Annotated in this window: 15 protein-coding genes; 10 read left to right on the top strand and 5 right to left on the bottom strand. The window is 43.0% G+C overall.

Annotated elements, in window-relative coordinates:
* The 5 genes from VGM55_RS25125 to VGM55_RS25110 all read left to right on the top strand — a co-directional run bounded on the left by VGM55_RS25125 (position 1) and on the right by VGM55_RS25110 (position 3800).
* Positions 1-1014 (top strand): hypothetical protein, encoded by a 1014-nt coding sequence (locus VGM55_RS25125; RefSeq protein ID WP_154186231.1) that lies wholly within the window; start codon positions 1-3, stop codon positions 1012-1014.
* An 81-nt stretch (positions 1015-1095) separates the two neighbouring features.
* Positions 1096-1686 (top strand): type III secretion system export apparatus subunit SctR, encoded by a 591-nt coding sequence (gene sctR / locus VGM55_RS25120; protein WP_414648316.1) that lies wholly within the window; start codon positions 1096-1098, stop codon positions 1684-1686.
* Between the two features lie 5 nt (positions 1687-1691).
* On the top strand, positions 1692-1949 hold the full coding sequence (locus VGM55_RS27550; RefSeq protein WP_154186227.1) for an EscS/YscS/HrcS family type III secretion system export apparatus protein: 258 nt from the start codon (positions 1692-1694) through the stop codon (positions 1947-1949).
* Positions 1949-2740, top strand: a complete 792-nt coding sequence (gene sctT / locus VGM55_RS25115; RefSeq protein WP_331637067.1) for a type III secretion system export apparatus subunit SctT — start codon at positions 1949-1951, stop codon at positions 2738-2740. Before VGM55_RS27550 ends, sctT begins: the two co-directional genes overlap by 1 nt.
* A gap of 1 nt (position 2741) precedes the next feature.
* Positions 2742-3800, top strand: coding sequence for an EscU/YscU/HrcU family type III secretion system export apparatus switch protein (locus VGM55_RS25110; protein ID WP_331637066.1), 1059 nt, complete (start codon positions 2742-2744; stop codon positions 3798-3800).
* Between the two features lie 202 nt (positions 3801-4002).
* On the opposite strand, the gene VGM55_RS25105 is transcribed toward VGM55_RS25110, so the two are convergent.
* A complete protein-coding gene (locus VGM55_RS25105; RefSeq protein WP_154186221.1) occupies positions 4003-4230 on the bottom strand; it encodes a hypothetical protein in 228 nt (75 codons plus the stop codon).
* A gap of 650 nt (positions 4231-4880) precedes the next feature.
* Here VGM55_RS25105 and guaD point away from each other — a divergent pair.
* From guaD to VGM55_RS25085, 4 genes are all read left to right on the top strand, one after another.
* A complete protein-coding gene (gene guaD, locus VGM55_RS25100; protein ID WP_154186219.1) occupies positions 4881-6212 on the top strand; it encodes a guanine deaminase in 1332 nt (443 codons plus the stop codon).
* A gap of 675 nt (positions 6213-6887) precedes the next feature.
* Positions 6888-7913 (top strand): ABC transporter substrate-binding protein, encoded by a 1026-nt coding sequence (locus VGM55_RS25095; RefSeq protein ID WP_154186217.1) that lies wholly within the window; start codon positions 6888-6890, stop codon positions 7911-7913.
* The gene (locus VGM55_RS25090; protein ID WP_331637065.1) at positions 7900-8730 is read left to right on the top strand and encodes an ABC transporter ATP-binding protein; all 831 of its coding nucleotides are present in this window, start codon (positions 7900-7902) and stop codon (positions 8728-8730) included. The genes VGM55_RS25095 and VGM55_RS25090 overlap by 14 nt, the downstream gene beginning before the upstream one ends.
* The gene (locus VGM55_RS25085; RefSeq protein WP_154186213.1) at positions 8723-9559 is read left to right on the top strand and encodes an ABC transporter permease; all 837 of its coding nucleotides are present in this window, start codon (positions 8723-8725) and stop codon (positions 9557-9559) included. The genes VGM55_RS25090 and VGM55_RS25085 overlap by 8 nt, the downstream gene beginning before the upstream one ends.
* Positions 9560-9714: 155 nt before the next feature.
* Here VGM55_RS25085 and VGM55_RS25080 read toward each other — a convergent pair whose 3' ends face one another.
* Together VGM55_RS25080 and VGM55_RS25075 are read right to left on the bottom strand one after the other, a co-directional pair.
* The gene (locus tag VGM55_RS25080) at positions 9715-11703 is read right to left on the bottom strand and encodes a hypothetical protein (RefSeq protein WP_331637064.1); all 1989 of its coding nucleotides are present in this window, start codon (positions 11701-11703) and stop codon (positions 9715-9717) included.
* A gap of 482 nt (positions 11704-12185) precedes the next feature.
* Positions 12186-13217, bottom strand: coding sequence for a hypothetical protein (locus VGM55_RS25075; protein WP_154186209.1), 1032 nt, complete (start codon positions 13215-13217; stop codon positions 12186-12188).
* 129 nt (positions 13218-13346) lie between these two features.
* Here VGM55_RS25075 and VGM55_RS25070 point away from each other — a divergent pair, with 129 nt between their 5' ends.
* Positions 13347-13709 carry a hypothetical protein gene (locus tag VGM55_RS25070; protein ID WP_154186207.1) on the top strand — a complete coding sequence of 121 codons (363 nt, stop codon included), beginning with the start codon at positions 13347-13349 and terminating at the stop codon, positions 13707-13709.
* A gap of 159 nt (positions 13710-13868) precedes the next feature.
* On the opposite strand, the gene VGM55_RS25065 is transcribed toward VGM55_RS25070, so the two are convergent.
* Both VGM55_RS25065 and VGM55_RS25060 read right to left on the bottom strand, forming a co-directional pair.
* Positions 13869-14474: a response regulator gene (locus VGM55_RS25065; protein WP_154186205.1), complete on the bottom strand. Its 606-nt coding sequence runs from the start codon at positions 14472-14474 to the stop codon at positions 13869-13871.
* A gap of 854 nt (positions 14475-15328) precedes the next feature.
* The gene (locus VGM55_RS25060; protein ID WP_331637063.1) at positions 15329-15772 is read right to left on the bottom strand and encodes a nuclear transport factor 2 family protein; all 444 of its coding nucleotides are present in this window, start codon (positions 15770-15772) and stop codon (positions 15329-15331) included.
* Positions 15773-15961: the final 189 nt, after the last annotated feature.

Raw genomic sequence — 15961 nt, 5'->3', positions numbered from 1 at the left:
ATGCGACCACTGCTGCTAAAAAGCCTGGCATATGCAGAATATGATCTTCGCCGAAGGGTCGGATGCGGCCAGCGTTACCCTTTCAAGCGTGAGGGCTTGTGCGGTTATATTGAGCTGACATTAGCTGAGGAGATGATATTCCCGGCTCCGGACTGGACATGGTGGCAATATGACAACGGCACTCTGGCGTTGGCCAATTCCGAACCCATTCTTAATGTATTCTCATCTTTTCCGGCATTAATAGATTGTGGTGATTATGGGGACTGGAAAATATATAACCACTACCTCAGCCTGGAGCTTAACGCGCTGTTTGGCAATATTCTGCCCGCAAAAGCCATACCTCTGCCACCCTTCATGACATTGAGGTTGCGTGTTTGCTGGCATGATATCGACATTGTCAGCTTATGTGCATCAGATATAAAGAGCATTGCCGGGTTATTAGATAACATCGGATGGCAACCGGTAAAAAATAATTTCAGAATTCCCGGCATTTTTGTTCCCATCCCGGTGGGGGAGGTGTTGCTGACGTTCAGCCAGCTGTCGGCGCTTCAGCGGAACGATCTGCTGTTGCCTCAGATCAAAAATTTTGCCTGTAACGGTGCCGGTTTTATCCGCGTTGGCCGCGCGATCCTGCGGGGGCAATTTCAGCGACAGCAGAATGCCGCAGTGACGGGTTTTCTCATTGATGAGGTTAATCATATGTCTGATTCTGAGACTAATTATCCAGATGCCGACGGTGCCACTGTTATCGGTGGAAATACTGTCGCGGGCGCAAATCCGGGCCAGTTAGATACTCTTCCCTTAACGCTAACTATTCAGTGCGGCAGTCTGGTTATTCCGTATGCGCACCTGCAGACGATCGCCGCCGGTTCAGTCCTGACGGTCAAAAATAGCAATCCCGGCACCGCAACACTCTGCTACCACGAGCACGTACTGGCAAGCGGTACGCTGGTTACGGTAAATGGTGATTTGGGCTTTTTAATCGGCAGTATTATTTCTCAAATTAAGGAATGAAAAATCCAAAACTTACCTTTTTTCAGTTCACCCATAAATATTACCCTGTCACTTGCGATATTATCGTTACTGCCAACGTTAATGATCGTTAGTACCTCATTTCTAAAGATTGCAATTGTTCTGTTTATTACCAGAAATGCGCTCGGGATCCAGCAAATCCCACCCAACATTGTGCTCTACAGCATTACGCTTGCGGCAACAATGTTTATTATGGCACCGACGTTCAATGATGTGAGCGACAGGTTAAGCCTGATGCCGCTTGATACGCACTCGCTTGAATCGACCAAAAGCACGGCCAGTCATGCGATTGAGCCGGTAAAAAAATTTATGCAATCTCACAGTGATAAAGAGATTGTGCAACAGTTCAGGAGAACTGCAGTGATGCTTTGGCCAGTGAAAATGAAGACAGAGATTAACGATGAAAATATCCTGTTAATTACACCTGCTTTTGTGCTGTCTGAATTACAAAGTGCATTCAAAATAGGCTTTCTTATATATATCCCATTCTTTGTTATTGACCTGGTTATTTCAAATGTGCTGTTAGTGATGGGGATGCAGATGGTTTCACCAATGACGCTGGCTATTCCAATAAAGATTTTGTTATTTATCAGCGTGGATGGATGGGGGCGGTTGCTAAATTCGTTATTCAGTAGCTATATGCAGAGAAATTAGTCATTATGATGCAAATTCTTAAGCAGGGGCTGCTTCTATCACTTATTCTTTCGTCACCATTATTATTAATAACGGTGACGGTCGGGTTAATTGTATCGTTGCTCCAGGCCATCTTGCAGCTTCAGGAACAATCACTGCTGTATACTATAAAGTTGTTCACTATTGCTGTTGTATTTTCATTTTCCGGAAACTGGATTTATGCAAATCTACTGGAGTTTACCAATATGATATTTAGTACGATCGGTCAGCCGGTGATTCGCTGATGGTTGATTCAGTTGGTTTGCTCAACACTATATTACTGGCGGTTTGTTTATCAGTCGCCAGAGTGCTTGCTTTTCTATTGATATGCCCATTTTTCTCATTTCGCCATATAAAAAAGAGACTACAGGTGGCGGTGGCGCTCTCCTTGTGCATGCTGATTGTTCCCGTGATGTACGAGCAACTCGCCAGCAGGACGATTACCGTTATCCAGATGATCCCTATCTTGTTTAAAGAAGTGGTAGCCGGATTTATGCTGGGATTCATTACTGGATTTCCATATTGGTTATTTCAGTGCGTAGGCTCGCTCCTGGATAGCCAAAGTGGCGTAATGATGGGAGGGCAGCTTAACCCTGAGATAGATAATGATTATTCGCCATTTGGGTTCATGTTGAAAGGATTGATGCGCGTAATGGTTATCATCGGCCCCGGCCTCTTTTCGATAACGCAGGTCCTCTGGCACAGCTATGATTTATGGCCAATCCTGGCATGGACGCCTCGCTTTTCAGCGCAAGGATTTATTCTTTTCCTTACACAGATCGGTCATTTTTTCAGCTATGTTATTCTTTACGCCGCGCCGATATTATTTGTACTGATCTTAATTGATTTGGTACTCGGCATCGCTAATATAACCAATCAGCAGCTCCCTGCGACCAGCCTGGCAATTCCGTTTAAATGCCTGGCAGTAGCCTTTCTTTTTCTTTTATCTCACGCCTCGTTTACGCATTTGATGAACACCAGGATCGATCTTTTCGCAGATCTTGCTGATATGATGAATCTGATACTGACGAAATAATATGGCAGAAAAAACAGAGAAACCTACACCTTATAAGCTTAAGAAATCGAAAGAGCAGGGCGATCTTCCCAAAAGCCAGGAATTAGCAAAATTAATTATACTGGCTATGATAATGGGAATTGTTTGTTTTTCATGCACTCAATTTTATGTTTATTTTTCGCAATTATTTGACGTGGTTTTTATTATCACCAAAAAATCTCAACAAATACCGATGGCGGGTTTGCCAGAGCAGGTTATCAGGTCATCAATTCCTTACCTGATCGTTGCTATAACGTGCGTGTTATTGATCAATATGCTGGCATATTGGATTCAGTTTGGTCCTGTCGTAGTGATTAAATCGGTGATGCCAAAATTATCAGCCATCAGTCCAGTGAAAAACCTAAAGTCATTTTTTTCGATGCAAAAATTTTGGCTAATAATTATAACTCTACTTAAATGCCTGCTTCTTCTGATTTTGTTAGTTAAACACATTGAAGCTGACATAAACACTCTGGTTACCTCGGTCATGTCCGCATCCATGCCGGTGCTGGTTTTTGGTTTAAAAAGCATGATGTATTTTATCTGGAAAGCCATTCTGATACTTTCCACCTTCGCGATATTTGACCTTCTAATCCAGAAGAAATTGTATCTTAAAAAACAAAAAATGAGCATGGAGGAGATTAAAAAAGAATATAAGGACAATGACGGAGACCCAATGATTAAGGGAATACGTCGTTCAATGGCGATGAGTCTGTTACAGTCGCCGCCATCGCCACGGCCATCACCTCCCGCTGATAAAGCTAATATGATTCTGGTTAATCCACTTCATTATGCCGTAGCACTTTATTATCAACCAGGCGAAACGCCGCTACCGCTGGTTTTGTATAAAGTTCGAGCCTGGCAGGCTCGTCAGTACTGCACGTTAGCCCAGCAGCAGGGAAAACCAGTTATTCAGAAGGTTTGGCTGACAAGGCGTATATTTTTCACCACTGATGTGGGGGAGTTTATTCCGCTCGAAACCATCAATCAGGTGGCGAAAATATACAGTTCGTTATCACACGCCGGAACGATAAAAAAATGAATATGCCGATATCCATCTGCCCTTATGCGAGATAAATACGATGTTAACTTTATACATGAATTTTAATATCGGCCGGGCGTAATTCATCAAAAGTGATATGGACCTCTTTGAATATTAAGTCAGGTATGCAAAGAGATGTAAGGTTAAATAAATAACAGATTTCACAGGAACGATGAAATCTGTTATTTCTATCAGGTGCTCGTTATTTCTTACTGCATTGAATTGTATTGAACAGCGCTTTTCCTCTCCACATTCCCATTGCTTTGCCTTTGGCCTCGTTCTGACCCCCAGCATATACGGTTACTTTATTCAATTTTTCCCCTTTATAGCTTTTAGCCGAACAGGAATAGTTTGTCGGGTAGGCTGCATACGATGCAAACGAAACCGCCAGGAGCGCAGGAAGCCAGAGTAGATGTTTTATTTTATTCATAACATAAAAACCTTATTTGTAAATTTAAAGGTAAGCGTTCACGTAATGTCAATAATCAATCAACATTCATTTTGAGAGTAACACTACTAAATTCAAAAAAACATATAGCAAAAGATGTTTTTTCCATGATAAATACATTTGATAAATTTCTGCGGCCTTATGAGTTGATGATTTTTTTATGAGCTGGGTGGCGCTATGCCTTATGATGGAAGTATATGGCAGGCTGGATATTAACAACGTTCATACAACAAAAATCAGAGTTATTCTCAGTTAAAAATCGATGTAAAATTAATGTTGCTACTCGTTTTATCTGTTAATTTATCGTTATTGATACGAGTTATTATGATGCGATAATTACTCAACGTTTTCATCATGGTCGATGGCGAAGCTGCATTTTTGGTGGCAATCCTGCTCGCTTTCTGGCGCTTTTCTCCTGGCTCATCAGGGGCCGGCTGCACAGGCGTTGCATTGCTTATTGACACGAAAATATCAGTCAGTTCACGGAGGGAAAACTGAGAATGGAAATTTGTTAGCGGTAAAGGATAGATTCAGCAAAACATATAGTAGTTATCATTTCTGTTACTGTTTTAATTTAATGAAGGAGCTTTATGTGTAGTTTAAGGATTTTTATATTAGGGACATTTCTCTTCATGGTTAGCATTCCTTCTTTTGCCAGTATTATTGGTTATCGGGGTGAGATTATCCATTTTACCGGGGATTACCTTGAAGATAAGAGTGCTTATCAACACTATTCTGACGGTATCCTACTGGTTGATGGTGGTAAGATTTTAAAAGCTGAAAACTATTCCAGTTTTAAAGATATTCATCTTTTGTCTGAATTGGTTGATTATCGTGGGAAAATACTTGTTCCCGGATTTATTGATACGCATGTTCATTATACTCAAATGGAGATGCTGGCTTCTTATGGTAACCAACTGCTGGACTGGCTTAATAAGGATGTGTTTCCTACCGAAATGAAATTTTCCAGCAGTACGCATTCTCAAAAGATAGCGTCATTCTTTCTCGATGAACTGGTTAAAAATGGCACAACAACCGCCCTGGTCTTTGCATCAACATATCCTCAATCGGTCGATGCATTCTTCATGGAGGCACAAAAAAGAAACATGCGGATGATATCGGGCAAAGTCTTGATGGATCGTAATGCGCCAGCAGCCTTACTCGATACACCTGAAAGCGCTTATCGCGATAGCGAAGCGCTGATCAAAAAATGGCATAATAACCGGCGGTTGCAGTATGCTGTCACGCCTCGTTTTGCTCCGACGTCTAGCGAGCAAGAGCTGCGAGTGGCGGGCGATTTACTTGCTAAATACCCTGATTTATATCTCCATACCCATATTGCCGAGAATCAACAAGAGACAGAGGTTGTTAAAAAGCTATTTCCCTACAGCGAAAGCTATCTTGATGTCTACGGCAAGTACGGTTTATTAACCCCCCGCTCTGTATTTGCGCATGCTGTGTACCTGAGTAATGATGATTTTAACTTACTGGCCAGGCATCATTCAGCCGTAGCTTTTTGCCCGATGTCCAATTTGTTCCTTGGAAGTGGTTTATTTAATTATGGTGATGCGGTGAAGAGTAAAGTCAAAATAGGGCTGGGTACCGATATGGGAGGGGGAAACGATCTCTCTATCCTGCGCACGATGAGTGAGGCGTATAAGGTGACCATGATGAGAAAGGCAGGAAGTCAGACGCCGGATAATATTTTACCTGTATCCCCGCTTGAGAACTTGTACCTCGCAACGCTCGGTGGGGCGAAAGCATTGGACCTGGATAATCATATTGGTAGTTTTTTACCTGGTCGGGAAGCCGATTTTATCGTGCTCGATCCGCAATCACGAAGTATTTTAGATCTTAGAGTAGCCGAATCAACGAGCCTCGAAGAGAAACTGTTCGCTTTTGAAATGCTGGGTGATGACCGGACAGTTTTACACACTTATATCATGGGGAAAAAAATGAAATAGCCGTGCCCGCTCGCCCGTACATACTGACTGGCTGAAAAGCCCGGCAGTATGCCCGGTGAATACTGCCGGAGGGCAAAACAATTCGTTAAACGGGAGTATCACCTGAATCACGAAACGTGCGAACCAGACCACATTCGCGGACTCGCTCATTCAGGTGAGTTGGAATGCGTCTGTGACAGTCAGGCAGTGCGATATTCTTACCCGTTCGGGCGAACACGGTGAATTCAATGCATCCTCTATCAACCGCCTGATTTTCGGTGGTCTGCCGTCAAACTGGGGCGCCTACACGCACTCGACCTTATTGGGCCGTGCAATATCAGCCGCCGTAGAATTTATCAGGATTTTATCAGAGTCGTCGTAACACGGTATGTTGTGCCGACCCTTATGGTCTGGCCCTGGCGGGCGTATATGTTAAGTTTTTCTTCACAAATAATGTGAACTTTCTAACGCAATAAGTCTTCATTCAGACAGCATGAGATAGCCACTGTGCCGGTCGACTCTAACCACACATTATACAAGCACGCCAAACCTTGCTGAGACAGAGTAGATCGCCATAAATGCGGCCGTTTACGGACACGCTGATAAATGATTTTTATGGGTTGCGCGATATTCAACCAATACATTACCTTAATTAAAGTATAGGATGCCATTGATTTATAGAGAAAGGAAATAGCTATGAAATATATTCTGAAGGGAATCCTGGCGGGGTTGTTACTGTTCAGCTTTCACGCCGTATCTTCCGTCCTGCCACTGGAAAAGCCGCGGCTCACGATTGCCGTGGGAGGGAAAAGCGTTTTATACAATCTGCCTCTGACAATTGCAGAACGGAAAGGCTATTTTAAAGAGGCAGGTCTACAGGTAGATATTGCGGATTTCGCTGGTGGTGGCAAAGCATTACAGGCTTTGATTGGCGGCAGCGCCGATGTAGTCAGCGGAGCCTATGAACATACAATTACCTTACAGAATAAGAATCAATATATTACCGCATTTATCATGACCGGGCAGGCGCCACAAATTGTGGTAGCGGTGTCACGAAAAACAATGCCGGATTATCATCAAATTAGCGATCTGAAAGGTAAAAAAATCGGGATAAGCGCACCGGGCTCCTCCACTAATATGGTGGCAAATGTGGTGCTTGCCCGGGCGGGATTGAAGCCAGAGGATGTTTCCTTTATTGGTGTTGGCACTACCGCTGCCGCAGTGGATGCCTTGCGCGCCGGGCGTATTGATGCCATTGCCAATACGGAACCGGTTATCTCTCTGCTTGAGAAAAGTAACGACATTATTATTGTTGCTGATACGCGCACAATCGCAGGTACAGAAGCCATTTTTGGTGGGCCCATGCCCGCTGGCTCACTGTACGCTAACGCGTCATTTCTGAAGAACAATCCAGCAACGGTTCAGGCATTAACATCAGCGATGCTGAGAGCATTGCGCTGGCTGAATACCGCTTCTCCTGAAGAGGTTGCTGCTGTGGTACCTGAAAATTATCTTCTCGGAGATCCCTCCCTTTATAAAATGGCTTTTACCAATATTCGCCCAGCTATCTCCCGGGATGGTTTGTTTACGCCAGAAGCGACAAAAACAGCATTACGGGCTCTTTCGACGTTTGATCCGTCTATTCAGTCTGAACGTATCGATCTCTCACGAACATGGACTAATCGTTACGTGATTGAGGCACAGCGCAATGAACAGAAATGACCCGCACAGTGAGACGGCACTGCAGTTGCATGCTGTTTCATATTGTTATGGTCAGTCTCGTTCACAGGGCGAAAGAACGGTACTGGTCGAAACTAACCTGAAGATTTTAGCCGGAGAGTTTGTTTCTGTGGTTGGGCCAACAGGATGCGGAAAATCCACATTGTTGAAGCTTTGCGCTGGCTTGCTCGCACCTTCTTCTGGTCATATTGCGGTATTTGATAAACCGCTGGACGGCATTAATTCACACGCAGGCTATATGTTTCAGGATGAAGTGTTATTGCCCTGGCTGACGGTCCTGGAAAATGTGGTACTGGGATTGGGTTATCGGGGGATGCCGGCGACCCAATCTGATTCACTGGGCAGGGCCTGGTTAGCCCGCGTGGGATTAAGCGTTGTTGCAGATTATTATCCCTCTCAACTGTCCGGAGGCATGCGTAAACGCGTGGCCCTGGCGCAAACCTTGATTCTTGATCCTGACATTATCCTGATGGATGAACCTTTTTCTTCGCTGGATATTCAAACGCGTCAGTTAATGGAAAATGAATTGCTTGCACTCTGGGAAAAAAAACGCAGTGCGGTACTCTTTATAACGCACGATCTGGATGAAGCTATTGCTCTGGCCGACCGGGTTATTGTGCTGTCGTCCGGGCCAGGGACACATCCAATAGGTGAATTTTCGGTCCCTCTATCCCGCCCACGAGATGTAACCGAAATTCGTACCCATCCAGTGTTTATCGGGCTGCATAAGCAGATCTGGGATGTGCTTCGTGATGAAGTACTGAAAAGTTACCAACAGAATTTATCCCATCATGAGTAATAATCATTCTGAAATTAAACCCGCCTTGCTTGTGTTGGGTAAACTGTCTGTATTCTGCAGTGCGCTTGCCGTTTGGGAAGTCGTATCGTGGGATCCACAACTGGCATTTTTCTTTGGCGATCCGCTGCGTGTGGCTATCACTCTCTGGCAATGGTTTACCGAAGGCGAGGGGGTTCTGGACATTGCCTGGGGCGATCGTCTGCTCTATTCGTTGCATTTTCCGGCGCAAATTTATCCTCATCTGATTATTACCCTCGTGGAAACGTTGTTGGCATTTATCATCGGTACGGCGATGGGAATGGCGGCGGGACTTGTTTTAGGGATAAATCCGCTGTTGTCAGAAATTTTTTCACCGTATATCAAGGCATTAAACTCGTTACCGCGCGTGATCCTCGCCCCCATCTTTGCTATGTGGTTTGGACTGGGTATTTGGTCAAAGGTGGCGTTTGCCATCACGCTGGTCTTTTTTGTCGTCTTTTTTAACGTATGGCAGGGGGTTCGTGACGTTAACCCGGTTCTGCGGGACAATGCTCGTATGCTGGGCGCAAATAAACGCCAGCAGCTCATGACTATTTATCTTCCCTCTGCCACATCATGGGTATTCTCAAGTTTGCATATGGCGATTGGCCTGGCCTTCGTCGGTTCAGTTGTAGGGGAGTATCTGGGATCTTATCGGGGGGTTGGCTATTTAATTCTTCAGGCTGAAGGCAGTTTTGATATTAACACCATCCTTGCGGGAACGCTGTTGCTTACCCTGTTTGCTTTGCTATTAGACTCCGGGATTAATATAATCGAGCGCTATGCATTCAAATACCGGCAAGTTAAATAGGATGGCGTGAACAGGCAGCGCGAGCAGAATAACATTCCAGAGTTATGGTGGGGCCAGATCCTCCCCTGGCAGAACGCTAAAAAATAAACAGGGGATCGGCTCTCGGTAGCACAAAGTCATATATATGAAAGACATAGGCTTTTCGTTGCATAAATTTATGATACACGTGAGGGGCCAGAAATGTTATTCGATAAACCTGCTAGCGCCATAATTAACCCTGCGACAGAGTCTGGGTTATTAAGTAATACTTTTATTTTCTTGCTATTATCATTGGCAAAATTAATCCATGCTTGATCCAGTGATGTTGCAGACATGGCGTTGACGAAGGCATATCCTTCATCATCAGGATAATGTACCAGCTTTGAATTGCCGGTAGCCACCTGAGTATAGCTCTCGTTATTGGTCCTGTTTTTGACATAGAAATAATCCGGAGTCGAGAGCCCCGGTTGTTTAAGGTCGATAATACGTGCATGAGATGACTCATGTAATAATATATGGAGTCTTTTCATTCTGGTTGACTCAAAAAAACTATCATGTAATGCAATCTTATTTATCGAAGAGTAGTACGCTGCATCGCTCCCTGCAGGGCCCACTGCAACATCATTAAGAGACATGATGCTGTAATTAGAACTCCTCAACCAGAGCAGTGCGGATTGTAACGAAGTAATATTATTTCTTATCTCTTCCACTAATTTTGAATTAACCTCATGACCTGCAATACCAAAGTGTTCGGCAATGACGTGACGACTTTGCTCATGTAAAGGTAAGCTAATTTGATTCATCGAATTCACCAGGTAATTCTGCATATCTTGCATCGTCAATATTACCTTATTATATTTCGACAGATTTTTTGCTCGTAATTGCACTAAACCATCCGACTCTACAATATACCTGCCTCCTTGTATTGAGATCTCTTGCCCTGCTTTTACAGAGTCTGATTTTGAGCTATTATTTCTCCTGATTAACTCTTTTTTTATGTCTGGTTTTTTGAATGTATTGCCAAGTTTTTTAAGCATATTAGATGTATAGCGGTGTGGCTGAGTTATTAATATTTTCGTTTTCCATGTGCTGTTTTCTTTGTCATATTTAACCGGGTAATCAAGGCCGCTATTTGTTTTTACAACATATGAATCAATGTCAGTGTTATATTCAACCGGGTAAAAGCCGTAGACGCCTTTAATGTAATTATTGCCATCAATGACCGCCAGGCCGGTTTCCGAATCAGGTACGGCTATATCCAGAGGATACTGTTTAGTCGCTGATGATATTATTCTATGTTCCCAATCAATTCGTGTCTTTGCAGTATCTAATTTACCCTTTCTCCTTTGGTTAACCACCTGCCATTCATCATTTTTGCCAATAACCCGTTCGACTGGCACAGAATAGCCAGCATCATGGCTAACAATAAATGCATTATCAGGAATCCCTTGAGAAAATTCTATTGGGTAAAAGCGACCGTCTAATTTTATATGATTCTGTGAATCCAGCGACTTATAAATCCCATTTCCCTGATTGACAAACATTCTTTGAGGAACGCTATCATATTCCTCGAGTGGGACTTTCCATTCTCTTTCTTCCGCTGCCCCCTTTTTTTTATACCATTTTAACGGTAGTTCATGTGCCACTCCTCGTTGGTCTATAACGGTTTGTGTGGTTGTAAGTTGTTTACCGGACATGAATGCGTGTTGAGGGGGGGCGCTATAGTTCACCGAAAATGAATCATGTTTAGCAAGCGACTTTAGTGCATTTATATCATTTAATAAATCCATCAAGTCTTCGGTATTTAGTGGCTGACCCGGGCGAGATACCAATGCAGAAAATTTAAAAGGGATGCGCGAAGCACTGACTTGAGGGGATATGGCCGTTAAGCTATCAATGGCTCCGCCAATGCTCAGTAAAATATTTCTGATTTGAGGATCCACGCTGTTGTTGCTAATCATTTCGTGGATATCGATACTTATTTTCATTAAGGAAGTAAAGGGGGATGCGCCACCCGCGCCTATACTGCTTAATGTATCACGCCATGATTCATATTTTTTCAGGACAATATTGGGGAGTTTAGTAATTTTTACCTCATCATTCCCTTTTGACGGTTTTTCTGGAGATGAGTTGTATTTCCATTTAGGTGGTAGCGTTCTTTTCATTCTGCTATCACCCTCTGTGGAGGAGGGAGTAGTATCCAGGGACTGAGATAAAGCCGATTGCGGTTTTACAGCGTGAATGTTAGTCATAATGTAACTATTTTATCTATTAGTAAAATGAGAGCTGTGTATCGAGAAGATCCCCGCCGTGAACGGCGGGGATTAAATATTGATATTCTACAATTTCTTTTTTACCCAAACGAAACTTGCCTGCTGCTACGCTGATTATTCGGGGAGGATGGTGCTTCCTGCGTTTCCTTTTGGTTGCTGGTCTTGTTGTATTGTTCCAACGCCGCTAATCCGAGGTTGTATCGTGCGGCCATTGTTCCCGAGTGTCCGCGTAACATACCAAAATCTAATCCTGACATATATTTCTCCAGTTAACATGATGGATACCCTACGAGTGTAGTGGTATGGGGTGAATGACGATTATTAATAGCGAGGACTGCATCATTATATGTTTTAAAATTATTGTGTTTAGGTGTTTAAGAACTGCACTGCCATAAAACCTTGCCGCGTCGGGTTGTGGGAGCGTCACGATCAATATATTGCTCCAAAAATGACGGCGGTTGGGACTTAACGAATTTCTTAAAGTTATCGATATGATTTAATAAATCACTTTCGGCTTTTAAATATGTGTGAAGATATTTTTCTCGCAAATGCCGTAAGTTGGGGTTTTTAGTATCGAGCTGTGCAAGTTTCTTATAGTTTTCTTTTGCTGACAGATAGATACTTTGCAACTGTACTCGCTCAGCATAATTATCCTGAGCTACACTGTGCCGATACGCCAACTCCACCGGTCCATCGGCTTGATCAAGATAATACCCGTAGTCGCGGAAATACTCTTTAGGAGCCTGATTATTGATTAAATGATTAAGATCCAGACTTTTATTCTCAATGATACTCCACTGGTTTTTTAACAATGAAAGATTGCTGATTAGGTGAGACAGTGGGGCTGAATAGAATCCTTTATCAATCTCTACTTGTTGTACGAAATCTCTAAATTTACTCAGTGAGTTAATGGTCTCGGTGAGTTCTGTATTGAGATATTGACTGCCGTTTGAAAGTAATTCTTTTATCTTTTTGGCATCAATCGAGAATGGCTCAAACTGCCGAATCTGAAGTCTTTTATTCATTAACTTAACTAACTGGCAGTTAACCTTAATCCGTTTTGTTAGCAACGATCTTTTTTTATTTTTATCAACTTCGGATTCTATTTGCTTCGAAAGATTATCAGCCTCATTTTGCAATGAATCTATATGGGTATTGTATTGTGTCATGATGTTTTTAATAAACACATCTTGTGATTTAATGCTGTAGCACTGTGCTGTATCCAGCCATTTACTAAATTTATATACTGTATCTCTTATATTTGACATCCCCCCTTTCCAATTGTTGGTAGTGTTAACTATGTTTTTATTCAAACTTTCGCGGATATGTGTGGCTGAACTTTTTATGTTGTTTATTGAATCTGCTGGGTTTCTATTGGAATAGATATCAGGCATGATTGTTGGCATATGTTCTCCTCAGGGCTGGTGCTAATTTGGGCCGCTATTATTATCATAACTACCGTTACTATTTTTTCGAATAAACAGGGGAGATATAATTTTAGTACTGTTTTAAAGAATAGTGTTCCAGCCAAGGATATGAATACCGCGATAAAATATGATTTAGATCAATTTTCTCTTTTAGCGCCGATAAATAAAGCCAACTATGGTTTGGATAACCGTCAAATGGTTCTATTGCAACTACTGGCGTGGGCAAGTTTTCATCTCCACGCTTATACCTTAAAAAACTGCTCGCCAGAGGCATCCGGCTTGAGAATGGACACCGTTGCCCGACCTTTGCGAAGGCTGCGTCTTTTATCCAGAGAGCGGCTTCATCGATTCAACTCTCAGTGGGGCGTGATGACCCGTTTCAGCGTGCCATGCCCGCATAATGTCGCTCTGATGCTTAATCTGCCTGTGTCTGTCATTTTTTTTGATAAAGAATGTGATGCTGTAATGTGACTGACGCAGCGCCGTATGTGCTGGTGGAGATGATCTCAGTGAGGAGCACGATGGATGTGTGTTTCAGCTCTGGCTAAGCGCGTCGGGCTGTAAGCATAAACACTATTTCTGGGATATCCAGTGCCAGAAAGTATAAATGTTATTATTTTGTTGTCTGTTTTATGTGACTAAAGCCGTCCCGAGTCCGGCCAGTTGGGCACATTTAAATAATTCAAAATCATTCGCAGCACCTAATTTATTCATGGCACTTTTCTTTTGGCTACTGATCGTCTGCTTGGTCCGGTTGAGTAATTTGCTGATGCCACTGACAGTCATTCCACTGAGCAAAAGACGAACAACCTCTATTTCACGCTGCGTCAATGCAGTGCACATTTTGACAGTTGTTGATGTCGCTCGTAAGGAGCGATTTAATATATTTAACAGTTCATTTAGCATAACATTTTTAGTGAGGACTTTAACGCCGTAGCCCCTTAGTAATTCATGCAAACCTGTATTCGTAATCATTGTCACTACAACGATCAAACTGTGTGGATGGTCCCTTACAAGCTTTCGTACCATTGTCAATCCGTCCGGGAATTGGGTGCTTGGCATACATAAATCCGTAATGATGATATCAACGGGTGAGCAGGCCAACTTGCTCATCATATCATCTGAACTCATTGATTCATGCACAATATGATAAATATCCTTCCTTTGATTTAACAATGTCTTCATCCCCAGTAAACATATTGGGTGATCGTCTGCTATTAGTACTGTTCTTGACATAACATCATCCAAACTAAAACACTAACAATACCAAGTATTACCTGAGTCTTGTATTAAGAACATTCACATCAGGGTGCTGCGAGACATATCTGCAAAAAATAAAGACAGTTCTTATCTGGCTTGTTCAAAAAATAGTGAAGTCAGTTTGAGCCCGGAGGCTGTCGGTGAGCTTAATCTTGGGTGGAAAGGGGGGGGGATAAACCGTCCTGCTTTAATGTGTGTTTAGTTAGAACAGTAAAAATGATTTTCTAAAATATAGCTTATAGTGCATGTGATAAATTTTCGGAATAAGCCAGGCTAACATAAAATGTTAAAGACCACCCGCAAATCGCAGTCATCTTAATCCATTAAAATCTTCGGTAGCAGCAATATTGCTTGTCGCCTGGATGATAACTGAGTGGATTTCCTTAGTGGTAACGTAGTCTTCGCCGTATTTACATTTTATCTGGCTATAAAGTAGTTGACGCCTGGCCCATGAGATTCCGTACCGCAGATAAAATCGTGTGTAACCCGGATGACGATAGTTTTGGTAAAGGCTGGTCTGCGTTAGTGAATGAGGGACTGGCCTTTTACTTGTGTCAGCCCTGAGCCAGCACTGAATTTGTGAAGGCTGTCTGGAAAATTCTACTTTCTTTGGAAGAATTTCTTAACGCTAAATTTAAAAAGCGGTGTTAAGATTATTGTCAAGATAAAGAACGTAAGTGCTTTTATCGCCACCCTCTAAATTGGGCCTTACCCTCCATAAGGCAAGTACGGAGCTGCTCCTACCAGGTCCGTCGAGTCCAGCCGTGCAGGACTTTAAATAACGATAACGGTGACTGTGGGGAAGTAGTCCCACACCTCTAAAGCTCTCGTTACTGAGGGCGCGTATATTGTGCGAGTACAGCTTGCCATATTCCGTTTTCTTTCACATAAATGCGCGTGTAAGCGAATACCCCACTTACATCACGCTCTCCACGATGCCCTTTGTTGATGGTCAGTCCTGTCACAACAGCCGTATTGCCATAAACGCGAATGCGCATATCTTTATGCTCCATGCTGGTGTATTTGAATTTCCCCGCAAATACGTCGGATAATACCTGCTTGCGAGTAGTGAAATGACCCTCGTTATTTATTGCATAATAATCCGTGGCGTGCAGCCCCTCCAGAGTTTTGTAGTCGCTCATTACCCAAGCCACCCGCCAGTCGTGCTCCCGCTTTGCGACTGCTGCTTCATCTTCGTTGCCCGCTTGCGCATTTTCTACCGTTAGCATAAGTATAAAAAAAATGGCTGAAAGTGCTTTACTAAAATTTCGCATAACCGTTTCCTTTTTTTGAATTAATAATATGAATGAAATAAACCTGCTTCTATGCACAGTGCAACCCTCCTGAAATGCCAGGGTCCTGATTTTTTCCGTGCTCGAAGATATTCAGCGCACGCGCTTTAGATACCTTAAGGCAGCCTCGAAGGGAAGTGTTTCACGAAAAACTCACGCATTTATCATGCC

Source organism: Cedecea sp., from assembly GCF_036500665.1.
In the GTDB taxonomy this organism is placed as follows: domain Bacteria; phylum Pseudomonadota; class Gammaproteobacteria; order Enterobacterales; family Enterobacteriaceae; genus Cedecea.
This window is presented reverse-complemented; position numbering and strand designations above follow the sequence as displayed.